Raw genomic sequence first — 22,436 nt, 5'->3', positions numbered from 1 at the left:
CCACCAGGACCGCGGTACCACCTCACGTGCTGCTTCGCCGGGGACGATGCAACCACTCTCACTGCGGCGATAACGGGCCTGCCCCGCTCGGTTCTAATTGCAGTTGCCTGCGTTCTTCCGAGTGCTCCCCGGTGATGGCCGGATCAAAGCGTGTGCATCCATTGTACGCGGCTCCGCGCTCTCGTGCCGCGTACGTGCGGCCCACTCGCCTGCATGCGTGCGGCTCACTCGCCTGCGTACGTGCGGCTCACTCGGAGATGTACGCGTTCTTCGGACGTTCTGCGTGATTTCGTCCGAGGATGCTGCACATCTCCGAGCAAGCGGTACGCGTTCCTCCAGCCGCTGGGAGTCACTTCGCGAGGTGCAGCCCCTGCGCGACCGCACGCATGATCAGATCTTGCACGCCAGCCCAGTCGAACATCATCTGCTGATAGCTGATGCGGATGACGAGATAGCCCATCAGTCGTAGCTCAGCGTCATGGCGGATGTCCTCGCTGCGCTGCGCACCGACGTGAGTTGCACCATCGATCTGGATGACAAGCCGCTCCCCGATCAGAGCATCCACCCGGTGTCCAGCAATCCATGTCTGTATGAGGATTGGCAGTCGTAGCCAGCGCAATCGTGGACGCAGATATGTCTCCAGCCCCGCATCCGCGAACGGCGTGGCATCAGCGAGCAACCTGCGAGCCTGAGGCCTCCAGAGATACCCCGCGAGCGCTGCCAACGTGACGAGCCCCTTATTGAGCGCAGAATCCCAGGTCGCCAGGGCCCGTTCGTAGGGCTCGCACTCCGCCACGAGGGCGAGAACGTTCTCGATCGGGTCTTCCAGAACATCCGGATGCCGCGGCACGAGCGGCTTCGACCAGTGGATGTGCGCTCGTTCCGTCTTTCCACCGGCCCCGTGGGGATCAGCGCCGACGTGAAAAAATTCTGGTGCTTCGTGCACCCACAGTTCCAGCCGTGCAGCTCGCGACAGACAGGTGACGACCACGCCGGCACGGGCAGCAGCAACCAACACAGGATCGGCATCTGGCGTGGCTACCCATCCTCGCTTCACGCGGACGAGTCTGCCGTCGCGCAGCGCGCCGTCGATCGCACGACGCCCGGCCCCCTGCAGTCTCAGATACTCGACGCGCGCCACACCCGCCTGCTCGGTGACGAGCTGGACAAGATCGGGGACCGTGCGCAGCAGCATCCGGTCATTCTCTGACGATTGAGGCTGACGTAGACCCCGAAATCACGCGTTCTGTGCACAACTACACCGTGCTCTGCGATGTGCAGAGAGAATGAGCGCATGCGAGAGCGTGCGCCAGCCTCGGAGATGTGCGCCTTCTTCGGACGGTCTGCGCGAATTCGTCCGAGGAAGCTGCACATCTCCGAGCGGGGCGCACGGTGTCACGACGCACGAGCCCCCGGTGTCAGCCGCGCGAACGCCGCGGCAGCAGCCCGTACACCGCGACGTCGTGCCGGACATCCCCGACTGGCAACGCGCTGCGCAGCGTCCCCTCATGCTCAAAGCCGAGGCGCTCGGCCAAGCGGATGCTGCGACGATTGTGCGTGGCAGTGCGGATCTCCACGCGGGCGATGCCGCCGGAGAACATGTCGTCGACGAGCGCCTGACACGCGCGCTGCACGATCCCCTGCCCCTCCGCATCAGCGTCGATCCAGTAGCCGAGCTCGCCCGTAGCGGAGTACCGGTCCATCCGCGCCGACACCGACCCGATCGGTCGACCATCGCGCAGCACGACCGTGGGAATCGCAGTGCCGTCGATGAAACGCCGAAGCTGGTCACGATTCCATTCATCCTCCACGCCGTCAGGGTCGAAGGAATGAGCCCATGGCTCCCACAACCGAAGGCGCTCGATGTTCACGGCTGCGACATCGCGAACCTTACGAGCCATCTCCGGTGTCCGCAGAGCCAGGGTGATCCCGCCTCCGAGATCGCGTTCGAACGCCATCAGCGGTGGTACCCGTGCAGGTCTTCCTGCACGCTGTTGATCCAGACCTCATCGTCGCCGTCTGGATTCGGGATCCGAATCGTTCGCGCGAAGGCCTCGTCGACGATGGATGCTGCGAATCCGGCATCCTGCAATCGCGTAGCCAGCGCGTCGAGGTCGCCGCGCGCCTCGAACGACAGGCCAATCCTGGGCTCGCCCGCGTGCAAGCCCACCATGCCGCCGTCACAGAGCATCTCGATCCAGCCGCCGCGATCCGCGACGATTCCGGCCCGGAACCCGAGCGCTTCGAGGATCGCCCGCGGCTCGGCGAGGTCCTCCTGAAACCAGGTCGGCTGCACGGCGATATCGCCTACTCCGCGCTGGACCGCGCCCTCGGATACCGAGATCGAGATACCGGATGCCGCACGCACGATGACCATCTCTCCCACACCATCCATGGTCATGCGCTCGGTCACGAACCCAGACAGAGCGGATGCCGCGGCATCCAGATCAACGACATTGAGATGGATATCGGTCGTACCGGGGCGATGCGCAGCAGCGACTTCCACACCGTGAATGGCAAGCACGCCGTCGGCGTGGAACTCTGCCCATGCCAGCTCCGGTGGGAACGGCGCGACGAAGCCCAGGGACTCGGCCAGCTTCCACCAGGTAGCAGGCTGCTCCGTGTAGAGGATCTGTTGAACGACTGTCATGACTGCTCCTCCAGGTATCCGCGCAGCGCGGCTTCGACGAGCGCAGACAGACTGACGCCCTCATCGATGGCGCGGTGCTTGGCCTCCCGGATCAGATCCGGCGGGAGGTACACGTTGAACTGCGCCTTCTTCTCCGCGGACTCATTTGCTTGCATGCTAGCAATATAGCATCAGCGGGCGGATATCCTTTAGGCATGGCCCGAGCTACCGATTCTCCCGCACCCCCTCGCATCTCCGAGCCGGACCTGCCGCGGCACCTCGAACCCGCCCAGCCCTCCCGCGGTGCGGATTTCCTGCAAGCGGCCCTCGATTTGGTCGGCGATGTCAACCTCGCCCACGCGACACTCGAGCAGTGCACCGTCACCGCTGATGCGGACAGCATCGACCTCACCGGAGCCACAATCCTCGATGTCGACGCGAAGGACCTACGCGTCGCATCCATGACGCTCCGTAACGCTGGTATCCGCCGACTGCGCATCCAGGGAGGCCGCATCGGCACCCTCGATCTCAGCGGCACACGCATCGATGAACTCGAGATCCGGGACGTGCGCATCGACTACTTGACGCTGGGCGGCGCGAAGGGCACCGACATCCTCATCGCGGACTCCACCATCCGCACCTTCGATCTACCCCAGGCAGAGATCACGCGGATGGCGTTCGACGGATGCCGTACGCAGGAGGTCGACCCGCGCGGTCTGCGCGCGAAAGACGTCGACCTACGCGGGCTCGACGCCGAAGCTTTCGTCGACGCCAACAGCCTGCGCGGTACGACTTTGACGACGCATCAAATCGAGCAACTCGCCCCGGTGATCGCTGCGGGGCTGGGCATCCAGATCAAGGACTAGTCCCCAGATGCCGCGAGCAATTCTCGGGTGAACGGATGCTGCGGCGCCGCGAACACCTCGGCCACGGGCCCCTGCTCCACAACCACACCGTCCTGCATCACGAGGACGTCGTCAGCAACCGCCGCGACCACATCAAGGCCATGCGACACGAAGATCATGGTCAACTCACGCTCGCGCTGCAGGCGCCGCAGCAGCTGGAGCACTTTCTCGCGCACAGAGGGATCAAGCGCCGACACCGGTTCGTCGAGCACCAGCACATCCGGATCTGCGGCGAGCGCTCGTGCGATCGCCGCCCGCTGACGCTGTCCTCCCGACAGTTGGGCGGGACGACGCGTTGCCAGGTCCGGCGAGAGGTCCACCTCGGCCAGCAGATCTGCGACACGCGCTGCACGCGCCGAGCGCGGAACCCCACCCGCCTCAAGCGCTTCCCGCAGTGATCGCCCGATTGTCCACCGCGGGTCGAACGCGCCTAGGGGGTTCTGATGCACGAGCTGCACGCGGTGCTGCCCGTGCCAACGGAGACTCCCGGCGTCGGGCTCCTCAACACCAACGATCATGCGTGCGAGGGTCGTCTTTCCCGATCCCGACTCCCCCACCACACCCAGCGTCTGCCCTTTCAGGAGAGTGAACGACACCGAGTCGACCGCAGGTACACCGGAGAAGGCCTTGGAGACTTCGACAGCAGCCAATACTGACTCGCCAAGCCCGAACCGATCTGCACGAGGCTCGTGGATGCTCGCGGCGATGAGCTCGCGCGTGTAGTCCTGCTGCGGAGCATCCAGCACATCTGCCACGGTGCCCTGTTCGATCACACGCCCGGATCGCATCACGAGCACGCGATCCGCCACCCGACGCACAGCCGCGAAGTCGTGGCTGATGAAGACGATGGCGGTCCCGGCATCCGCGATCGCATGCAGCAGTGTCAACACCCGCGCCTGCACCGTGGCATCCAGAGCGGTGGTCGGCTCATCCGCCACAAGCACGGCCGGTTCACCGGCGAGCGCCGAGGCGATCAGCGCGCGCTGACGCAACCCGCCCGAAAGCTCATGCGGATATTGCGCGGCGCGACGAGCGACATCCGGCATCGACACCGATTTCAGCAGGTCCACCACGCGCACTCGGCGCTCGCCGCGTGACAACCGCGTGTGGATCACAAGCGGTTCGGCAACCTCGGCCCCGATACGGCGCAGCGGGTCCAACGACACCAGGGCATCCTGCGAGACCAGACCGATGCGGTTGCCCCGCAGTCCCCGCCAGGCTGCATCCGAGAAGCCCCGCGCATCGACACCATCGACCATCAGCACGTCTGCCGTGACTCGCGCCGAATCCGGAGTCAGCCCGAGCAGGGCCGAGCCCGTCAGCGACTTGCCAGCACCCGACTCCCCCACGATTGCCAGGCATTCACCCGGTGCGATCTCGAACGACACGTTCTCGACAAGGAACGCCCCACCGATCGTGACCGAAAGACCTTCGACGCGCAACGCACTCATGAGGTCCTCCCCTCTGCCCGCGCACGCAGCGTGCGGCCGACGATGGTCGCCGACACGACGGTCAGGGTGATCGCAATGCCGGGAAACACAGCAATCCACCACGCCGTCCCGAGAACATTTCGTCCACCCGAGAGCATGAGACCCCACTCCGGGGACGGCTCGATCGGTCCGAGGCCAAGGAAGCTGAGGCCGGCGGCCGCGAGGATGCTGGAGCCGATCCCGATCGTCCCCAACACGCTGAGCGAACCGAGCACGCCGGGAATCACATGCCGCGTGAACGCCTGCATCGGGCGCACCCCGAGAATGCGGGCGGCCTCTACATGCTCAGCGAGCGCCAGCGAGCGCGTCTGCACTCTCGCCAGCCGCACGTACACCGGCACGGCCGCGATCGTCACGGCGATCGCGACGTTCACGGGCCCCGGCCCGAGGATCGCCACGACTACCAGCGCGACGAGGAACTCAGGGAAGGCGAGCAGCACATCGGTGATGCGCATCGCCGTGGCATCCACCGCTCGCGGCGCGATGCCGGAGAGCGAACCGACGATGAGCCCGATCACCAGTGCCAGGCTCGTCGCGAGCAGTCCGATCCCCACCGAACGCCCCGCGCCATAGACGACCCTTGAAAAGACATCGCGCCCACTCTGATCGGTGCCGAACAGGTGCGCTGCACCCGGTGCCTCCAGCGCGGCGCGCACATCGGTGCGCAACGGATCATGGGTGGCGATCAGTTGCGGCATCAGCGCCATCGCCGCCACGACGGCGAGCACAGCCAGAGCAGCCCACAGCAGTACTCGTCGAGAGGTGCTCATACAGATGCCTCCCTCGCGCGGCGCTGCCGCGGATCGAGTAGCGGATGAAGCAACTCGACAACGAGATTCACGATCACGAACACCAGAGCGCTGAACAGGATGATTCCGGTGATGACCGGCAGGTCTCGATCGGTGATCGCCGCGAGCGTCACGCGCCCGAGACCAGGGCGCGCGAACACCGTCTCGACCAGCACCGCACCGCCCAGCAATGATCCGATCAGGTACGCGGTGAGAGTGAGTGCGCCGGCCGCACCATGCCGCAGCGTGTGGTGCGCGGTCAGTCGCACTTGACCCGCGCCGCGAGCGCGTACGGTCGTCGCGAATGGCTGGCGCTCGGCCGCTTCGATGCCGTCTCGCAGCACCTGGCCGAGGAGGGCAGCGACCGGCAGTGCGAGGGTGATCGCCGGTAGCACGATCGTCGTAGGGTTGCGTGTCCCAGACACCGGGAACCAGCCCAGACCGAATGCGAACACGCTGAGCAGCAGGATACCGATCCAGAATACCGGGGACGACAACACGATCAGCTCGATGCTGGCAACGATGCCGCGCGACACCCTCCCCCGCACGAACAGTGCCACGGTGAGGGCGAGCACCACGGCGATCACGAGCGCGAGCGCCGTCAGCTGCAACGTCGATCCGAGCTGGCGACCGATCACCTCCGTCACCGGCATCCGCAGCTGATACGACTCGCCGAGATTTCCCTGCAGAAGCTGGCCGAGGTACGACAGGTACTGCTCCAGCGGTGGCCGGTCGAGGCCCAACTCCGCCCGGATGCCATCCTTCACGCCCTCACTCACCTGGGCCTGCGGCCCGAGCATGACCGAGACAGGATCACCCGGTATGACGCGAAAGGCGAGGAACGCGAGCGTCGCCGCACCCCAGAGAACGATGACGACGGATGCCGCGAGCTCCGCGATCCGGATGAGGAGGCGTTTCACTCTGCTAATCAGTTCACGCTGCCGCTCAGTTCACTCGGCTCTCAGCCGACCGTGACCTCGTAGAACAGCGGACGGCCATACAAGTCGTACTCAAGGCCCGAGACGGTGTCGTTCACGGCGGTGATGAGCGAAGGGCTGTAAAGAGGCACGATCGCAGTGTATTCCGCGTTCCACTGCTGCAGCTTCTGGTAGATCGTGGCGCGCTCGTCAACATCGCTCGTGGCCATGCCTTCCTCGAGCAGAGCATCGATCTCAGGGTCGCTCACCTGCGAGGCGTTCTGGAAACCGTCGGTGTGCAGGTGACTGCGCAGCAGGTCGCCGTCGACACCTGAGAAGCCCCAGTCCGTGAGATCGAACGTCTTCGGTCCATACTGCTCGTTGTACGCACCAGGCTCGAGAACCTCACGTACAACTTCGAAGCCGATGTCGGCAAGATCTGACTGGATCGTGTTGCCGAGCGCCGAGTTGTCGTCTGAGACGGGCGTATAGGAGATCCAGCGCACCGAGAGGCGTTGACCGTCCTTCATACGGATGCCGTCACTGCCACGGTCGGTCCACCCGGCTTCGTCCAGCAGGCGGTTCGCCTCATCCTGATCGAATGGCCAACTGCCCTCGAGCGCGGCGTCGTATCCGGGGGTCGCCCCACCGAGGATGCTCCAGGCGCGCGGGAACTGGCCGAAGAAGATCTCTTCCACCGCGGCATCGATGTCAATGCCCCGGGCGAATGCCTGGCGGACCCTCTCGTCGGCGAAGACGCCGTAGGCCTCATTCAGGTACAGCGAGAAGGGGAGGCCTGGATACTCATTCGCATCGACCGTCAATGTGTCGGGCAGCTCGACGGCGAGGTTCGGCGGCAGGTTGCTGGCGAGGTCTGCCTCGCCACTCTCCACGACACCGGTGCGCACTGAAGCCTCAGGCAGGATCTGCACTCGCAGCGTCTCGAACTGCGCAGCCTCCGCGCCATCCGGTCCCCACGCGTAATCAGGGTTCCTGGTATAGACGAGCTCCTGGTCGGGCGTGTACTCGGTGAGTTCAAAGGGACCGGTGCCGACGTTGATGCCGGGGCCGCCGGCCTTGAGCTGGTCAGCGGAGCTCTCCAGCACCGCAGGTGAGTAGAAGCCAAGCAGCGGTGTGCTCGCAGCCTGAAGGAACGGCGCATACGGCTGCGAGAAACTGACCTCGACCGTGTACTCGTCGATGACCTCAGTGCCGGCGTAGAACTCACCGCCGAGCATGCTCGCCGCCTGGGCGGATGCCGTCTCCGGGTCGGCGATGCGGTCGAAGTTCGCCTTCACCGCTTCTGCGTTGAAGGGCTCGCCGTCGGTGAAGGTGACATCTTCGCGGAGATTGAAGGTGTACGTGGTGCTGTCGTCCGACGTCCAGTCCGTGGCCAACCACGGCGAGAACGAGCCGTCGGCCTCCTGGAACACCAGCGAGTCGAGCACGACGCGCTGGACCATGCTCGACACATCGAGCTGGCTGGTCTGCGGGTCCATGTGACCGGCGGAGAGATTTGCCCCTTCGATCGCCCAGACGACCTCGCCGCCACCTTCTGCAGTGTTCTCACCCGCGGGGCCGGCGCAGGCGCTGAGCGCCAGAGCTCCGGCGGCGGTGAGCGCAGTGATTGACAGAATACGGCGCACGAGTTGAGTGGGCATGCGAGTCCTCAGGAAAGATGAAAAGGGGTCGGTCCAGTCTAGCCGGGCTTTGTTGGACAGGGTCGAACTACGGTCGCCTTCCGCCGTGATGCTCTTGGCTAGAATGGTCAACACACCCCACACTCAGGCACGCTCACACAGTGCCGCATACATCGTTCAAGGAGACCTCCATGTCGGCACCCGCACAGAACCAGATTCCCGACAAGCCCGCACTCGAAGGTCTCGAAACAAAGTGGGATGGCGCCTGGACCGCGCAGGGCACGTACTTGTTCGACCGCGTGCGCGCCGCCGAGCTCGGTCGTGAAGGCGTCTACTCAATCGACACGCCTCCGCCGACGGCATCCGGCTCTCTCCACATCGGCCACGTGTTCTCCTACACGCACACCGACATCAAGGCGCGCTACGAGCGCATGCGCGGCAAGAGCGTCTTCTACCCGATCGGCTGGGACGACAACGGCCTGCCGACTGAGCGTCGCGTGCAGAACTACTACGGTGTGCGCTGCGACCCGACGCTCCCCTACGACGCTGATTTTGTCCCTCCCTTCCACGGCGACGCGAAGAGCCTCAAGGCCGCTGACCAGCTGCCGGTGAGCCGCCGCAACTTCATCGCCCTGTGCGAAGAGCTCACCATCGAAGACGAGAAGCAGTTTGAAGAGGTCTTCCGCCAGATGGGGCTGAGCGTCGACTGGACACAGACCTACCGCACGATCTCCGACGAGACGATCCGCCAGAGCCAGCTCGGCTTCATCCGCAACCACGAGCGCGGCGAGGCCTACCAGGCTCTCGCGCCGACGCTGTGGGATGTCGACTTCCGTTCGGCCATCGCGCAGGCAGAGCTCGAGGATCGTGACCAGCAGGCCGCATTCCACCGGCTCGCGTTCCACAAGAGCGACGGCTCGGGCGACATCAACATCGAGACCACGCGCCCAGAGTTGCTCGCGGCATGTGTCGCGCTCGTGGCGCACCCCGACGACGAGCGCTACCAGCCGTACTTCGGTTCCACGGTGCGCACTCCTCTGTTCGATGTCGAGGTTCCGGTGCTCGCGCATCACCTCGCGCAGAAGGACAAGGGATCCGGCATCGCGATGGTGTGTACGTTCGGTGATGTCACCGACATGATCTGGTGGCGCGAACTCGACCTGCCGATCCGCGCAATCCTCGGCCTTGACGGCCGCGTGGTCGCGGACGCCCCCGAAGCAATCGAATCGGATGCCGGGCAGGCCGCATACGCGGAGCTCGCCGGCAAGACGGTGTTCAGCGCTCGTAAGCAGATCGTCGAACTCCTGGAAGTGTCCGGCGAACTGCTGGAGGTTTCCAAGCCTTTCAACCACGCGGTGAAGTTCTTCGAGAAGGGCGACCGCCCCCTTGAGATCGTCTCGACCCGTCAGTGGTACATCCGAAACGGTGCACGCGATCAAGAGCTGCGCGATCAGCTGATCGAGCACGGTCGCGAGCTGCAGTGGCACCCCGACTTCATGCGCGTGCGCTACGAGAACTGGGTCGGCGGTCTCACCGGCGACTGGCTCGTCTCGCGTCAGCGCTTCTTCGGCGTGCCGCTCCCGGTCTGGTACGGCCTGGATGAGAACGGTGAGCGCGATTTCGACCGCGTGATCATGGCGGATGCCGCATCCCTGCCCGTCGACCCGACCAGCGATGTGCCTGCCGGCTATACGGCCGAGCAGCGTGGCGTGGCCGGTGGCTTCGAGGCCGAGACGGACATTCTCGACACCTGGGCGACATCCTCGCTCACCCCGCAGCTGGCCGGCGGCTGGCAGCGCGACGAAGAGTTGTGGAACCTCGTCGCACCGTTCGACGTGCGCCCGCAGGCACAAGACATCATTCGCACCTGGTTGTTCTCGACCATGCTGCGCTCAACGCTCGAGGACGGCCGCTCGCCGTGGAAGCATGCCTCGATCTCCGGCTTCATCGTTGACCCCGATCGCAAGAAGATGTCGAAGTCCAAGGGCAACGTCGTCACCCCGGCCGACATCCTCGAGAAGCACGGTTCGGATGCCGTCCGCTACTGGGCAGCATCCAGCCGACTCGGTGTGGATGCCGCGTTCGACCCGCAGAACCCGACTCAGATGAAGATCGGCCGGCGTCTCGCGATCAAGGTGCTGAACGCTGCGAAGTTCGTGCTCTCGTTCCCGGTGCCAGAGGGCGCGCAGGTGACGCACGCACTCGACGCATCGATGCTCGCCACCCTCGACGAGGTGGTGCGTGAGACCACGAAGGCGTACGACTCCTTCGATCATGCCCGTGCACTGGAGATCACCGAGTCGTTCTTCTGGACGTTCTGCGATGACTACCTCGAACTCGTGAAAGAACGCGCCTACGACCAGACCGACGTCGGACAGTCCTCCGCCGCGCTCGCTCTGCGGATCGCCCTGTCTACGCTGCTGCGTCTGCTCGCCCCGGTCGTGTCCTTCGCCACAGAAGAGTCGTGGAGCTGGTTCGAGGAGGGTTCGATCCACACTGCCGCGTGGCCAGAGCCGCTCGATTCCGAGGGCGACGCCGCCGTGCTCACCGCAGCCAGCGCCGCGCTGATCGGCATCCGTCGCGCCAAGACCGAGGCGAAGGCTTCGCAGAAGACGCCGGTCTCGCGTGCCGTGATCGCGGCGCCGGCAGCCACGCTCGAGGCATTGCGCGGTGCGGCCGACGACCTGCGCGCCGTCGGCCGAATCACCGACCTCGAACTGGTCGAGGGCGAAACACTGGCCGTGACTGAGATCGAGCTGGCTCCGGCCGATGTCCCGCCGACCGAGGAGTCCTGATGCAGCTGGGTACTCGTTGGGCGGCAGGTTCGGATGCTCCGGCATCCGTTCCCGCCGTCCTGCGGCCGGCCATTGCCGATGTTGAGGCTCAGGGTCTCGAAGGTCATTGGACGCTCACCTGGCTTGAAGGTCGACCGATCGCTGAGCTCGATGCTGGCTGGGAAGTCTTCCTCACCGCATCCGGTGAAGTGATCGCTCGCCCGTTCGAGGACTGACGCAGTCAGCGCAACCGCATGCCCATCTGCGCGAGTGCATGATCGGTCGCGCGTGGGTCGGCCCTGCGCGTCTGCTCATCCTTGATCGAGGCCAGCATCGCTTCATGACGATCCTGCCGGCGCTCTGCGCGGTCAGTGGCCCAGCGAGCCATCGCCGCGGCGAGTCGAATCGAGGCGCGTTCGATACGGTTCGCACCGCGAGGCACGGGGTACGTACGGGTGATGACCACGGCACTCATGATGAGGACTCCTTCTTCGTTGTGAGGGTCTTGAGCGGGAAGATGTCGGCGCGCACACTGACGCGTCGTACTCCCTCGCCCTTCTGATTGCGATACTTCTCCGATGCCTCATCGATAAGAGCTTCGATCTTCTGCGTGAGATCGATGGTCTGCTCTGCAGTCATGCTGATGCCACTCGTCACCGACTTGCTCGCATCGCCCCACTCGGCGGACTCCTTGTCGATGCGGCTTGTAAAGAACTCCATGAGCTCGTCATGGCGCCGGCGAAGTGCTTCGGCAACGGCGACCTGCAGTGCCGCCTCTCCGGCGGGTGAGCCCTGCACGGCGCGCGAGTCGTAGACGATGCCGCCCGTGGGTCGTTCCCACCACCGCTCACGCCCACCGCGGTCACTTTCAACCTCACGGATGAGGTCGTGACTCGCCAAGGATCGAAGATGATAACTGGTCGCTCCGGAGGACTCCCCCAGAATCTCAGCGAGCGTGCTTGCCGTCTGTGGGCCTTCCTGGGCAAGGATGTCGAAGATTCGCACCCGCAGCGGATGCGACAGTGCACGGAGAGCGCCAGCGTCGAGGACGCGGCGTTCTGATGCTGCGGGGAGCTTCTCGTTCTCGTTCATAATGCAAAGATACCTTTGCAAAGGTTTCTTTGCAAGCTTTTCTTTGCATGCTAGTGCCGGTCACTCCACGGCGGCGCGCGCAGCGACGAAGGCGGCCACGCAATGCTCAACCTGCTCCGAAGTGTGCGCAGCCGAGAGCTGCACTCTGATCCGCGCGCGATCACGCGGCACGACCGGGAAGCTGAAGGCGGTCACATAGATCCCTCGATTCTGCATCTCCCCCGCGATTCGGGCCGTGACGGCGGCGTCGCCGAACATCACCGGCACGATCGGATGCTCCCCCGGCAGCAAATCGAATCCCGCATCGCTCATTCGACGGCGAAACAGCTCGGTGTTCTCGCGCAAATGCCGCCGCAGCGCCGCAGAGCCGTCGATGAGATCCAGGGCCGCGAGCGTGCCAGCGACGATCGACGGCGCGAGCGTGTTCGAGAACAGATAGGGCCGCGCGCGCTGGCGCAGCAGAGCAACGATGTCACGATGGGCAGCGACGTAGCCGCCGGAGGCTCCGCCCAGCGCTTTGCCGAACGTCCCTGTGTAAATGTCGACCCTGTCCTCAACACCGCACAGTTCCGGCGTACCGCGTCCGTGCTCGCCGATGAAGCCCACGGCGTGCGAGTCATCGACGAACACGAGCGCATCGTATCGATCCGCCAGATCGCAGATCTCGGCCAGCGGCGCGATGTAGCCGTCCATCGAGAACACGCCATCCGTGACGATTACACGGAACCGCGCATCCGCCGCCGCCTTCAGCTGGTCTTCAAGATCAGCCATGTCGCGATTGCGGTAGCGCAGCCGTCGCGCCTTCGACAGCCGGATGCCGTCGATGATCGACGCATGGTTCAACTCATCGGAGATGATGGCGTCCTCCGCCGAGAACAGCGTCTCGAAGACGCCGCCATTGGCGTCGAAGCACGAGGAAAACAGGATCGCCTCCTCGGTGCCGAGGAACGCGGCCAAGCGTCTTTCCAGTTCCAGGTGCTGCTCCTGCGTGCCGCAGATGAAGCGCACGCTTGCGAGCCCATAGCCCCATTCGTCGAGTGCGTTCCTCGCCGCCTGGATGATCCGAGGATCATTAGCGAGGCCCAGGTAGTTGTTCGCGCAGAAGTTCAGCACCTCGGCGCCGTCTGCGACGATCTCGGCGCTCTGTGGCCCCAGGATGCCTCGCTCATGTTTGGTGAGCCCCGCCTCTTCGATGGCTGTGAGCTCCGTCCCGATGTGCTCACGGAATGCTCCGTACATGCGTGTTCTCCTTCTCTCGCGGCCTCAGAGCCGCGTCCAGTCGAGGATGATCTTGCCGGTGCCGGCCGATGCCGCGGCGTCGAATCCCTGTTCCCAGTCCGACGCCGGGATCACATCGGCGATGATGCGCCCGATGGCCTGCCTCAGCAGCGGGCCTGTCTGCAGCATCGCTCCCATCGCATTCCAGGTCTCGAACATCTCACGTCCGTAGATGCCCTTGATGGTGAGCATGTGCGTGACGAACTTGCCCCAATCCACTCCGAACGGCGCACTGGGAAGGCCCAGCATGGCGATGCGTCCGCCGTGGTTCATGTTGTCGATCATGGTCGGTAGCGCGGCAGCGGCACCGCTCATCTCGAAGCCGATATCGAACCCCTCCTTCATTCCCAGAGCTTTCTGCGCGTCTCGGACGTCGGAGGCTGACACGTCGACCACCTGGTCCGCGCCCATCCGCGTCGCCAGCTCCAGTCGCGGCGCGCTGACATCCGTCGCGGTGATGAAACGCGCACCGGCGTGCCGCGCCACAGCGATCGCCATGAGACCGATCGGACCGCATCCGCTGACCAGCACGTCTTCGCCGACGAGGGGGAACGCGAGCGCGGTGTGCACGGCGTTGCCGAGCGGATCGAAGATCGCACCGACTTCCGGTTCGATGTCGGAGTGGTGCACCCACACGTTCGCCGCGGGCAGGGTGAGGTACTCGGCGAAAGCGCCGTCGCGATGCACGCCCAGCCCGATGGTCCGGATGCACATCTGACGGCGTCCCGCCCGACAGTTGCGGCACATGCCGCACACGATGTGCCCTTCACCGGAGACACGGTCACCGATCGTGATGTCGTGCGCAAGCGGGCCGACCTCGACAACCTCGCCGTAGAACTCGTGGCCGGGGATCAGAGGGGCGCGCACCTCCGACGCCGCCCAGTCGTCCCAGCGACGGATATGTAGGTCGGTCCCGCAGATCCCGGTACGCAGCACGCGGACGAGGACCTCATCAGGGCCTGCGACCGGATCGGGACGATCCACGAGTGCCAAGCCCTCGTTCGGACCAGATTTAAACAGAGCCTTCATCGCCTCATCCTTCTCATGCTCCGATGCGCATGGTGGCCGGGACAGAGATCGCCCCGCCCCGGCCACCATGCAGTTAGTACAGGCCTGCTCAGGAGCAGGTGACCTCGGTGCGGTAGATCTGCATGTCGCCACCGGCCGCGTGCGGGGTGACGCACTCGGTGTGGGCGATGTACATCACCTGCTGGTACAGCGGCTGGATGACCTGGTCGGCGAGGATACGATCCTCCGCCTGCTGCCAGAGCACGTCGGCTTCCTCGGTCGTGCCTGCGGCGAGCGCGGCATTCACCAGGGCGACACCCTCGGGGTCGTCATATTGCAGACGATAGTTCGCGTCCACGTGCACGGACGCGATCCACTCGGACGCGGCAGGGAAGGACGAGCCCCACAGCTGGATGACGGGGCCGTCCAACTCGTAGGCGTTGATCGTCTCCGAGAGCGCCGCTGCTGGGACCGGCTTCGGCTCGACGTCGAGACCGATCTCCTTGGCCGAGTTCGAGATAGCGAGCGCTGTCGCAGCATCAGTGGTGTTGGCCGAGGAGTAGTTGAGCGGAATGGTTCCCGTGAAACCGGACTCCTCGATGAGTGCCTTCGCCGCGTCGGGGTCAAAGGAGCAGTACTGGCCGCACGCGTCTTCACGGTAGGCCGAGACGGAGTTGGGCATCAGTGAGCCCGCCGGCACGGTTGCATCCTTGAACAGATCCGTCGAGATGCTCTCGCGGTCGACGATCATCGAGAACGCCTGGCGCACCTCGATGGGGAATGCCTCGTCCAGATATGTCGGCCAGGTGAAGTACGTCTGCAGCGTGTTGCGATCGATGGCCGTCAGACCCGCATCGCCCAGGGCGTTCCGACCCTGCGCGATCAGTCCAGGCGGCAGGCTGCGCAGCACATCCGCATTTCCGGCCACGACATCCTGATACGAGGTGTTGGTGTCGGTGTACACCCGGAAGGTCATCTCGTCCGCCGCGCCATCTGGCACCCAGCCCTGGTAGTTCGGGTCCTTCCTAAGGACCGCCTCCACCTGCGGGTCGAGCGACTCCAGCACGTAGACGCCGTTTCCGATCGGATCCTTGTCGTACGCGAGCGGGTCGGCGAAGGCACTCTCCGGCATCGGGCAGAACGCCAGCTGCGAGAGGATGAACGGCACGTCGTTGTTCGGCGACGACATCTCGATCGTGAAGGTGCGCTCATCCACGACGGTGATGCCGGAGAATTCCGTCGCGGTAGCTTCCCCGTCGGCAAGATTGAGTTCTTCGTACCCCTTGATCGGACCGTATGCGTAGTTGGAGGGCATCGCATTGGCGCCAGCCCCGACGAAATTGAACGTGTCTACATAAGTCTGCGCGGTGATCTCCGTGCCGTCAGAGAATGTCCGGCCGTCCGCTACCTTCACCTTCCAGGTCACCTGATCATCGCTCTCGACGGACTCGGCGCCGCGCATGAACACGCTGCCGTCCTCTTCGATGCCGGTCAGCGGCTCGCACAGCGCCATGCCGATCTGGCTGCCGGGGTTCTGCGCCCCGGTGATGCGGCCGATCTCGCCGTTGTTGACGGCGACGAAGGACGTACCGTCGGCGGTGTCACTGTCGGCGGGTTGGCCGAGACAGCCGGTCAGCATCATGGCGCTCGCGGTGACGGCGATGGCGCCGACCACGATGCGACTACTCGTACGGGTCATGAGTCGTTCCTTTCAGAGGGGGAGGAAGTGAATTTGATCGTGGAGACCATACCGACGCGGGAGAGCGCGATCTGTTCGGAGAGATGACAGGATGCTTTGTGCGTTGATGCTCCACCGGGGACTGCGACGAGCGGGGGTACCTCTGTGGAACACCTCTCCACCGCGGTGTAGCAGCGGGTGTGGAACGGGCATCCTGCCGGAGGATCGATCGGCGACGGCGGGTCGCCCTCGAGCACCACGCGCTCGAGATGCTCGTTCGGAGCGAGCTTGCGAGGAATGGCGGAGAGCAGCGCACGAGTGTACGGGTGCGCTGTCGCGCTGTAGACGTCGTCGCAGTCGCCTTCCTCAACGATCTTCCCGAGGTACATCGTTACGATGCGGTCGGACATGTGCTGCACGACATCCAGATCATGGGCGATGAACACAATCGACAGCCCGAGCTCACGCTTGAGGCGATTGAGCAGATTCAGCACCTGGGCGCGCACTGAGATATCCAACGCCGAGACCGGTTCGTCACACACGAGCAGTTTCGGCTCGACGGCTAGCGCGCGAGCGATGCCGATGCGCTGCAGTTGGCCGCCGGAGAACTCGTGCGGAAAGCGATGCGCGTGGTCGGGGTTGAGGCCCACCTGGATGAGCAGTTCGCCGACGCGGGCGTCGATCCTCGCGGCCGGAAGCAGCGCGTGGGTCGTGATCCCCTCGGCTATCGACTGGCCGACGGATCGACGAGGATCGAGCGAGGCGTGCGGGTCCTGAAACACCATCTGCACCTCGCGATGCAGCAACGTTTTGCGCTCGGAGCGGGACATTTTCCCCACATCAGAGCCGTTCCATCTAACGCTCCCCTCACTCGGCTCCTCGAGACCGCAGATGATGCGGGCGAGGGTCGACTTGCCGCACCCGGACTCGCCGACCAGCCCGACCGTCTCTCCCTCTTCGACGACGAAGTCAACGCCGTCGACGGCACGGATCGGCGCGCGCGACGCCCGAGACAAAAGCGTGTGCTTCTGCTTGTAAAAGCGGCGAATGGAATCAAGCTCCAACAGTGACATCGGCGAGCACCTCCTCCTTGTGGTGGCATGCGGCCGCCCTGTCCGTCGAGAACGACACCAGCTGCGGTGTCTCGGAACGGCACTCGTCCGTCGCGTATCCGCAGCGCGGGTTGAAGCTGCAGCCAGGTGGCCGCAGCCCGATGTCCGGCGGAAGTCCCTGAATGGTCGGCAAATCGCCACCTCGATGCGCGGCGCTCGGGATCGACCCCAGCAGTCCTTTGGTGTACGGGTGGGCCGGGTTGTCGAACATCGGACCGATCGGTCCCGACTCGGCGACCCGCCCTGCGTACATGACCAGCGCACGGTCGGCGAGCTGGCCTGCGACACCGAGGTCGTGGGTGATCATCAGCAACGCCATCCTGCGCTCCGCGGTGATCGATCCCAGCAGATCCAGGATCTGCGCCTGCACGGTCGCGTCGAGCGCGGTCGTCGGCTCATCGGCAATCAGCACATCAGGATCCAGCGCCAGTGCCATCGCGATCATGATGCGCTGGCGCATGCCACCGGAGAACTGAAACGGGTAGTCGTTCGCGCGACTCGCGGCGTCAGGGATGCGCACGGCACGCATCATCTCGATGGCAGCGGTAAGCGCGTGCTTCCTGCTCATACGCTGATGCACCCGGTAGAGTTCCGCGATCTGCGTCGCGACCGTCTGCACCGGGTTGAGTGCGCTGAGCGCGTCCTGGAACACCATCGCGATGCGGGCGCCCTGTACGGTGCGCAGCTTCGCAGGCGAGAGGGTGAGCAAGTCATCGCCGTCGAACATGATGCGACCACCGGTGATCCTCGACGCGGGCTTGGGCAGGATGCCCATGATCGCCTTCGCCGTGATGCTCTTTCCCGATCCAGACTCTCCGAGGACGGCGAGCGTCTCGCCCCTGTCGACGGTGAAGCTGACATTCTGCAACGCGGTGATCGGGGCCGATCCCTGCGAACGGAATTCGAGTGACAGGTTCTGAACTTCGAGGAGGGCGGTCATCGGCGGGCCTTCGGATCGAGGGCGTCACGCAGGCTCTCGCCGAGCACGACGAATGCGAGCGTGGTGAGACCAAGCATCAGGGCGGGGAAGAACATCAGCAGCGGAGCGATCTGCCAGTTCCCGTCCTGGCTGGCGAGGGCGATCTGGATGCCCCAGGAGAACGCAGGGAGCTTCAGACCGACCCCGAGGATCGAGAAGCCCGCTTCCGCGGCCATCCCTGCGCCAACCGACAGGGTGGTCATCACAATCAGCGGGGTCACTGCGTTGGGGATCACATGGGAGCGGAGGATTCGCCACGGCCCGACCCCCAATCCCCGCGCGGCCTGGATGTATTCCAGGTTCCTCACCTGCATGACGGAGCTGCGCATGTAGCGCATGGTCCCGGCCCAGCTGAACAGGACGAGCACGAGCACGATCGTCCACACTGTCCGCGAGCGGAACTGGTAAAGGATCACCAGGCTGGCGATTCCGACCGGGATCCCGAGGATCACGTTCGAGATCCACGAGATCACCGAGTCCACGACTCCGCCGAAGTAGCCGGCCAGCGAACCCGCAATGAGTGCGATGACGAAAGTGATCGCCGCAGTGAACACGCCGACTTCGAGAGACGTCCTGGCGCCATAGACGATGTTCGACCAGTAGTCACAGCCCTGAATGTCGAAGCCCATGATGTGGCCGGCTTCCGGGCCGACGCGCGACATCGACAGATCGCAGTCGCGCGGATCGATCTGAGTGAAAAGACCGGGCACGAGCGCCATTAGCGCCACCACGATGATGATGAACGCTGCGATGTCGAAGAACGGACTCTTCCAGAGGTTGCGCAGACCGCTGCGAGGACGGCCCCGCCTGGCCTTTGCCGTGATCAGAGCGGTGGTGGACTCAGACATGGCGCACCCTCGGGTCGATGATCGGATACAGCAGATCGACGACGAGAGCCGCGACCAGGAAGAACAGCAGCATGAAGACGGAGACGCCGACGACGACCGGCCCGTTCTGCGTGTCGATCGCCCGGGCGAGTGTGCCGCCGAGACCGGGAAGGTTGAAGATCGTCTCGATCAGGACCGATCCGCCGAGCAGCGCGGCGAGACTCAACCCGAGATATGTCACCACCGGCATGAAGGCGTTACGCAGTGCGTGCACCCACATAATCCGCTGCGGGCTGATCCCCTTCGCCGTCGCCGTGACGATGTAGTCCGAGCGCAGCACGTCCACGAGGCTGGTGCGGCTCAATCGCGCCAACGGAGATGCCGTCTCCAGAGCCAGCACGACGGCGGGCATGATGAACGCGAGCGGGAACCCCATCCGCACCCCCGATATAGGGAGCCAGTGCAGTTTTATCCCGAAGATGTACTGGGAGAAATAGGCGATGATGAAGCCCGGCACTGCCAGGAAGAAGATCGTGAAGAACAGATTGAACTTGTCAGGGAACTTGCCCTGACGAAGTCCGGCCCACACGCCGAGGCACACACCGATGACGAGCTTGAGCGCGAACGCCGTCAGCGCGAGGACCACGGTGTATGGCAACGCGGTCGCGATGAGAGTCGACACCTCATTGCCGTTGAAATCGCGCCCGAAGTCGCCGTGCAGCACGTTCCACAGGTACTTCCCGTACTGCACCAGGAAAGGGTCATCCAGGTTGTACTGCGCGCGGATCGAAGCGATCGTGGAATCCGAGAGACGCTTCTCTCCACCCGCCAGCGCGAGCACGGGGTCGCCGGGGATCAGGAAGACCAGCAGGTAAACGAGGAAGGTCGACCCGATGAGGGTCGGGACCATCATCAGAATGCGCCGCAGCGAGTAACGAAGCATCAGCGTCGAGCCGGCTGATGCGCGGCGTAGTAATCGAGCAACTCCTCCGGAATCCGGGGGATCTCGAAGGGCTGAGAGGACGATCGGATCGACAGCGCACCCCCGACACCGGCGGCGACCGCGTCGCGTGCCGCGACCGGGTTGGTCTGGGTCGGCGTGCCGTTGCGGACGAACTCGACAAACTCTGCGACCGTGAGCGGGTCCGCTCCGCCGTGGCCGCCGTCGCCGCCGTCTTCGATCGGGTAGCGCACGTGCCCCTTCTCGAGGTAGTCGCTGCGTGCGTTCCACAGCCGAATTTCCCCCCCGGAGTCGTCGTCGAAGTTCTCGATGCGGCCTTCGGTGCCGATGACCGTGTAGTTGCGCCAGTAGTCAGGGGTGAAATGGCACTGCTGGTAGCTCATCAGCACACCGGAGTCGGTGCGCATCATGATCATTGAGATGTCCTCAACGTCGATGACCGGGTTGAGGTCCTGCTGTGCAGTGGGCGGGTAGTTCGACATCGAGAACCAGTCGCCCATGCGCCGATCGGAGTTGTCCCTACGCGATTGCACATCTCCGTACACCGCGAGGTCACCGACGCCGACCACAGACCGGGTGGGGGTCCCCGCGATCCAGTGCATCACATCGATGTCGTGCGCACCCTTCTGCAGCAGCAGACTCATCGCCTTGTCGCGCTCGGCGTGCCAGTCTTTGAAGTAGTAGTCGCCACCGTGCCCGACGAAGTGGCGGCACCAGATGGCCTTGACCTCGCCGATCTCGCCGCGGTCAACGATGTCCTTCATCATCCGGACGACCTGCATGTGGCGCATGTTGTGGCCGACGTACACCTTGGTGCCGGTGCGGTATCCGGCCTCAAGGATCCGGTCGGCATCTTCGATCGAGATCGCCAACGGCTTCTCGATGTAGGCGGCGATGCCTGCTTCGAGAAGTTCAACCGTGACGTCCGCATGCGTGAAGTCCGGCGAGGTCACGAAGGCGCCATCCACCTCGATACCAGAGGCGATGAGTTCGGTGACCGAGGCGAACACCGGGACATCTCCGAAGAGCTTGACGGCGCGCTCATGGGTTCGCGGGTCCGGATCGACTGCGGCGACGATCGTTCCGCCGACGGTCTGAACGTGCAGGGCGACCCCGGCACGGGCGCCGATGCCGATCACTGCAGCTCGGAAGGGGGACGTCTCGGGGACGGTCTCGCTGGTCATCTGTTCGTGCTCCGGATCGATGGTGAGAATGGGCGCCGGAACATCCGGTACCCCGTAGATGCGGTGGGAATGCTTCTGGAAGGCGAGGCCGAGGGCGCCGAGTGCTGCGGCATCCGCACCCAGTTCGCCGCCTCTGATGAGGCGAGGTCCCGCTTCGATGCCGGTGACCGCTGTACGGATGCCTTCGGCGAGGGGCCCTGCAAGGATGTCGGCGAACTCGCCGAGCTCTCCGCCGAGGACGATGACGTCGGGATCGACGGTGAGCAGCAGGGCGGCCATCGCGGGCGTCATCGCCGCGCTCAGCGCGTCCAGCGCCGCGCGGCCGCGCAGGTCGGCTGGATCGTCGCGCAGTCGCCGCAGTTGTGCTGCGACTTGAGGCACCGCGTCGAGCAGCAGCCCAGGGGGAACCTCGACGTTACTGAAGGCGCGGAGCAGACCGACCTCGCCCGCGCGCCCACGGCGCCCGCGGAGAACATGCCCTGCCGCCGTAACACGCGCCGACACGTGATGCCAGGTGAGGGCGTAAACGCCGGTGTCCGCATCCGTGAGCGCACCGTTGCGAGATTCTGCCTCGGCGGCGAGCGACAGATCGTTGTCGACGACCACCGGCGCGCCGAAGTACGCGGTGAACATCTCTACGAGGTTCTTGCCCGACCAGTCGATGATCTGCGGCGCGGAGATCAACATTCCTTCTTCATCGATGAGACCGGCGACGGCTATACCGATCACGACCACGTCGGATGGCCGGCGGCCGATGCGCTCCAGCGTCTGCTGCAGCAGCGCACGAACCGGGGCGAGGCTCGGCTTGGCCGTGGTCGGCGGCGCGACCTCGGAATCCTGACGACCGAGGGAGCGACCGTTGCGATCCGCGACCACGATCCGCACCGCACTGCGGGTCAGATCGATGCCCACGATGACCGGCGAGCCCGCGATGGGCGAAAAGGTGCGTGCCGGACGGCCGGATGCTCCACGTGCCTCGTGCTCGATCACGAGCCCGGATTCCATCAACGCTCCGAGCGCTGCGGTCACCGTGGGTCGCGACAGACCGGTGCTCTCGGCAAGATCCGAGATCGTCGCACGATCCCGCTCGCGGAGGCTCGCCAAGCACAGGGCGATGAGCTTAACGTCGATTGCCGACACCTAGACCTCAATTTCTAATCAGCTTTCATAACTA

At 64.7% G+C, this 22,436-nt stretch carries 22 protein-coding genes; 4 read left to right on the top strand and 18 right to left on the bottom strand.

Annotated elements, in window-relative coordinates; all coding sequences use genetic code 11:
• Window positions 1-349: 349 nt before the first annotated feature.
• From AC1C2O_RS01025 to AC1C2O_RS01010, 4 genes are all read right to left on the bottom strand, one after another.
• A complete protein-coding gene (locus tag AC1C2O_RS01025) occupies window positions 350-1,195 on the bottom strand; it encodes an endonuclease domain-containing protein (RefSeq protein ID WP_495428570.1) in 846 nt (281 codons plus the stop codon).
• Between the two features lie 223 nt (window positions 1,196-1,418).
• Window positions 1,419-1,958 (bottom strand): GNAT family N-acetyltransferase, encoded by a 540-nt coding sequence (locus tag AC1C2O_RS01020; RefSeq protein ID WP_495428569.1) that lies wholly within the window; start codon window positions 1,956-1,958, stop codon window positions 1,419-1,421.
• Entirely contained in the window at window positions 1,958-2,650 is a 693-nt protein-coding gene (locus tag AC1C2O_RS01015; protein WP_495428568.1) for a VOC family protein, read from the bottom strand. The genes AC1C2O_RS01020 and AC1C2O_RS01015 overlap by 1 nt, the downstream gene beginning before the upstream one ends.
• Window positions 2,647-2,805 (bottom strand): YlcI/YnfO family protein, encoded by a 159-nt coding sequence (locus AC1C2O_RS01010; protein ID WP_495428567.1) that lies wholly within the window; start codon window positions 2,803-2,805, stop codon window positions 2,647-2,649. Before AC1C2O_RS01010 ends, AC1C2O_RS01015 begins: the two co-directional genes overlap by 4 nt.
• A 39-nt stretch (window positions 2,806-2,844) precedes the next feature.
• Between AC1C2O_RS01010 and AC1C2O_RS01005 the strand changes: the two genes are divergently transcribed.
• Window positions 2,845-3,495 (top strand): pentapeptide repeat-containing protein, encoded by a 651-nt coding sequence (locus tag AC1C2O_RS01005; protein ID WP_495428566.1) that lies wholly within the window; start codon window positions 2,845-2,847, stop codon window positions 3,493-3,495.
• Here AC1C2O_RS01005 and AC1C2O_RS01000 read toward each other — a convergent pair.
• Genes AC1C2O_RS01000 through AC1C2O_RS00985 form a run of 4 tightly spaced genes read right to left on the bottom strand, consistent with a single transcriptional unit; the run spans window position 3,492 to window position 8,390 of the window.
• Window positions 3,492-4,985 carry a dipeptide ABC transporter ATP-binding protein gene (locus AC1C2O_RS01000; RefSeq protein ID WP_495428565.1) on the bottom strand — a complete coding sequence of 498 codons (1,494 nt, stop codon included), beginning with the start codon at window positions 4,983-4,985 and terminating at the stop codon, window positions 3,492-3,494. The genes AC1C2O_RS01005 and AC1C2O_RS01000 overlap by 4 nt on opposite strands.
• Window positions 4,982-5,794, bottom strand: coding sequence for an ABC transporter permease (locus AC1C2O_RS00995; protein ID WP_495428564.1), 813 nt, complete (start codon window positions 5,792-5,794; stop codon window positions 4,982-4,984). Before AC1C2O_RS00995 ends, AC1C2O_RS01000 begins: the two co-directional genes overlap by 4 nt.
• A complete protein-coding gene (locus tag AC1C2O_RS00990) occupies window positions 5,791-6,732 on the bottom strand; it encodes an ABC transporter permease (protein ID WP_495428563.1) in 942 nt (313 codons plus the stop codon). Before AC1C2O_RS00990 ends, AC1C2O_RS00995 begins: the two co-directional genes overlap by 4 nt.
• A 41-nt stretch (window positions 6,733-6,773) precedes the next feature.
• Complete coding sequence (locus AC1C2O_RS00985) at window positions 6,774-8,390, bottom strand: ABC transporter substrate-binding protein (protein WP_495428562.1); 1,617 nt, start codon at window positions 8,388-8,390, stop codon at window positions 6,774-6,776.
• Between AC1C2O_RS00985 and AC1C2O_RS00980 the strand changes: the two genes are divergently transcribed.
• From AC1C2O_RS00980 to AC1C2O_RS00970, 3 genes are read left to right on the top strand one after another with little or no spacing between them, the layout of a single operon-like run.
• The gene (locus tag AC1C2O_RS00980; protein ID WP_495428561.1) at window positions 8,389-8,694 is read left to right on the top strand and encodes a cupin domain-containing protein; all 306 of its coding nucleotides are present in this window, start codon (window positions 8,389-8,391) and stop codon (window positions 8,692-8,694) included. The genes AC1C2O_RS00985 and AC1C2O_RS00980 overlap by 2 nt on opposite strands.
• The gene (gene valS / locus AC1C2O_RS00975) at window positions 8,585-11,164 is read left to right on the top strand and encodes a valine--tRNA ligase (protein ID WP_495431636.1); all 2,580 of its coding nucleotides are present in this window, start codon (window positions 8,585-8,587) and stop codon (window positions 11,162-11,164) included. The genes AC1C2O_RS00980 and valS overlap by 110 nt, the downstream gene beginning before the upstream one ends.
• The gene (locus AC1C2O_RS00970) at window positions 11,164-11,379 is read left to right on the top strand and encodes a hypothetical protein (RefSeq protein ID WP_495428560.1); all 216 of its coding nucleotides are present in this window, start codon (window positions 11,164-11,166) and stop codon (window positions 11,377-11,379) included. The genes valS and AC1C2O_RS00970 overlap by 1 nt, the downstream gene beginning before the upstream one ends.
• Window positions 11,380-11,384: 5 nt before the next feature.
• On the opposite strand, the gene AC1C2O_RS00965 is transcribed toward AC1C2O_RS00970, so the two are convergent.
• The 10 genes from AC1C2O_RS00965 to AC1C2O_RS00920 all read right to left on the bottom strand — a co-directional run bounded on the left by AC1C2O_RS00965 (window position 11,385) and on the right by AC1C2O_RS00920 (window position 22,402).
• Window positions 11,385-11,618, bottom strand: coding sequence for a hypothetical protein (locus AC1C2O_RS00965; RefSeq protein WP_495428559.1), 234 nt, complete (start codon window positions 11,616-11,618; stop codon window positions 11,385-11,387).
• Window positions 11,615-12,235 carry an ArsR/SmtB family transcription factor gene (locus AC1C2O_RS00960; protein WP_495428558.1) on the bottom strand — a complete coding sequence of 207 codons (621 nt, stop codon included), beginning with the start codon at window positions 12,233-12,235 and terminating at the stop codon, window positions 11,615-11,617. The genes AC1C2O_RS00965 and AC1C2O_RS00960 overlap by 4 nt, the downstream gene beginning before the upstream one ends.
• Window positions 12,236-12,295: 60 nt before the next feature.
• Window positions 12,296-13,474, bottom strand: a complete 1,179-nt coding sequence (locus tag AC1C2O_RS00955) for a glycine C-acetyltransferase (RefSeq protein WP_495428557.1) — start codon at window positions 13,472-13,474, stop codon at window positions 12,296-12,298.
• A gap of 24 nt (window positions 13,475-13,498) precedes the next feature.
• Window positions 13,499-14,542: an L-threonine 3-dehydrogenase gene (tdh, locus tag AC1C2O_RS00950; protein WP_495428556.1), complete on the bottom strand. Its 1,044-nt coding sequence runs from the start codon at window positions 14,540-14,542 to the stop codon at window positions 13,499-13,501.
• Between the two features lie 88 nt (window positions 14,543-14,630).
• The gene (locus tag AC1C2O_RS00945; protein WP_495428555.1) at window positions 14,631-16,220 is read right to left on the bottom strand and encodes a peptide ABC transporter substrate-binding protein; all 1,590 of its coding nucleotides are present in this window, start codon (window positions 16,218-16,220) and stop codon (window positions 14,631-14,633) included.
• Window positions 16,217-17,272, bottom strand: a complete 1,056-nt coding sequence (locus AC1C2O_RS00940; RefSeq protein ID WP_495428554.1) for an ABC transporter ATP-binding protein — start codon at window positions 17,270-17,272, stop codon at window positions 16,217-16,219. The genes AC1C2O_RS00945 and AC1C2O_RS00940 overlap by 4 nt, the downstream gene beginning before the upstream one ends.
• The gene (locus AC1C2O_RS00935) at window positions 17,253-18,251 is read right to left on the bottom strand and encodes an ABC transporter ATP-binding protein (RefSeq protein WP_495428553.1); all 999 of its coding nucleotides are present in this window, start codon (window positions 18,249-18,251) and stop codon (window positions 17,253-17,255) included. The genes AC1C2O_RS00940 and AC1C2O_RS00935 overlap by 20 nt, the downstream gene beginning before the upstream one ends.
• Window positions 18,248-19,138, bottom strand: a complete 891-nt coding sequence (locus tag AC1C2O_RS00930; RefSeq protein WP_495428552.1) for an ABC transporter permease — start codon at window positions 19,136-19,138, stop codon at window positions 18,248-18,250. The genes AC1C2O_RS00935 and AC1C2O_RS00930 overlap by 4 nt, the downstream gene beginning before the upstream one ends.
• Window positions 19,131-20,060, bottom strand: coding sequence for an ABC transporter permease (locus AC1C2O_RS00925; RefSeq protein ID WP_495428551.1), 930 nt, complete (start codon window positions 20,058-20,060; stop codon window positions 19,131-19,133). The genes AC1C2O_RS00930 and AC1C2O_RS00925 overlap by 8 nt, the downstream gene beginning before the upstream one ends.
• Window positions 20,060-22,402, bottom strand: a complete 2,343-nt coding sequence (locus tag AC1C2O_RS00920) for an ROK family protein (protein WP_495428550.1) — start codon at window positions 22,400-22,402, stop codon at window positions 20,060-20,062. The genes AC1C2O_RS00925 and AC1C2O_RS00920 overlap by 1 nt, the downstream gene beginning before the upstream one ends.
• Between the last annotated feature and the right edge of the window lie 34 nt (window positions 22,403-22,436).

This window comes from Microbacterium sp. Y355 (assembly GCF_059445345.1).
The sequence above is the reverse complement of the archived record's forward strand: the minus strand, read 5'-3'. Positions and strand labels throughout refer to the sequence as shown.

What these genes read in the sequence shown, in the direction of transcription:
- AC1C2O_RS00945 (WP_495428555.1), bottom strand. Translation starts at nt 16,220, where the DNA reads ATGACCCGTACGAGTAGTCGCATCGTGGTCGGCGCCATCGCCGTCACC.
- AC1C2O_RS00935 (WP_495428553.1), bottom strand. Translation starts at nt 18,251, where the DNA reads ATGACCGCCCTCCTCGAAGTTCAGAACCTGTCACTCGAATTCCGTTCG.
- AC1C2O_RS00985 (WP_495428562.1), bottom strand. Translation starts at nt 8,390, where the DNA reads ATGCCCACTCAACTCGTGCGCCGTATTCTGTCAATCACTGCGCTCACC.
- AC1C2O_RS01010 (WP_495428567.1), bottom strand. Translation starts at nt 2,805, where the DNA reads ATGCAAGCAAATGAGTCCGCGGAGAAGAAGGCGCAGTTCAACGTGTAC.
- AC1C2O_RS00955 (WP_495428557.1), bottom strand. Translation starts at nt 13,474, where the DNA reads ATGTACGGAGCATTCCGTGAGCACATCGGGACGGAGCTCACAGCCATC.
- AC1C2O_RS00930 (WP_495428552.1), bottom strand. Translation starts at nt 19,138, where the DNA reads ATGTCTGAGTCCACCACCGCTCTGATCACGGCAAAGGCCAGGCGGGGC.
- AC1C2O_RS01020 (WP_495428569.1), bottom strand. Translation starts at nt 1,958, where the DNA reads ATGGCGTTCGAACGCGATCTCGGAGGCGGGATCACCCTGGCTCTGCGG.
- AC1C2O_RS00940 (WP_495428554.1), bottom strand. Translation starts at nt 17,272, where the DNA reads ATGTCACTGTTGGAGCTTGATTCCATTCGCCGCTTTTACAAGCAGAAG.
- AC1C2O_RS00965 (WP_495428559.1), bottom strand. Translation starts at nt 11,618, where the DNA reads ATGAGTGCCGTGGTCATCACCCGTACGTACCCCGTGCCTCGCGGTGCG.
- AC1C2O_RS01005 (WP_495428566.1), top strand. Translation starts at nt 2,845, where the DNA reads ATGGCCCGAGCTACCGATTCTCCCGCACCCCCTCGCATCTCCGAGCCG.
- AC1C2O_RS00980 (WP_495428561.1), top strand. Translation starts at nt 8,389, where the DNA reads ATGCGAGTCCTCAGGAAAGATGAAAAGGGGTCGGTCCAGTCTAGCCGG.
- AC1C2O_RS01025 (WP_495428570.1), bottom strand. Translation starts at nt 1,195, where the DNA reads ATGCTGCTGCGCACGGTCCCCGATCTTGTCCAGCTCGTCACCGAGCAG.
- tdh (WP_495428556.1), bottom strand. Translation starts at nt 14,542, where the DNA reads ATGAAGGCTCTGTTTAAATCTGGTCCGAACGAGGGCTTGGCACTCGTG.
- AC1C2O_RS00960 (WP_495428558.1), bottom strand. Translation starts at nt 12,235, where the DNA reads ATGAACGAGAACGAGAAGCTCCCCGCAGCATCAGAACGCCGCGTCCTC.
- AC1C2O_RS01015 (WP_495428568.1), bottom strand. Translation starts at nt 2,650, where the DNA reads ATGACAGTCGTTCAACAGATCCTCTACACGGAGCAGCCTGCTACCTGG.
- AC1C2O_RS00995 (WP_495428564.1), bottom strand. Translation starts at nt 5,794, where the DNA reads ATGAGCACCTCTCGACGAGTACTGCTGTGGGCTGCTCTGGCTGTGCTC.
- AC1C2O_RS01000 (WP_495428565.1), bottom strand. Translation starts at nt 4,985, where the DNA reads ATGAGTGCGTTGCGCGTCGAAGGTCTTTCGGTCACGATCGGTGGGGCG.
- AC1C2O_RS00925 (WP_495428551.1), bottom strand. Translation starts at nt 20,060, where the DNA reads ATGCTTCGTTACTCGCTGCGGCGCATTCTGATGATGGTCCCGACCCTC.
- AC1C2O_RS00970 (WP_495428560.1), top strand. Translation starts at nt 11,164, where the DNA reads ATGCAGCTGGGTACTCGTTGGGCGGCAGGTTCGGATGCTCCGGCATCC.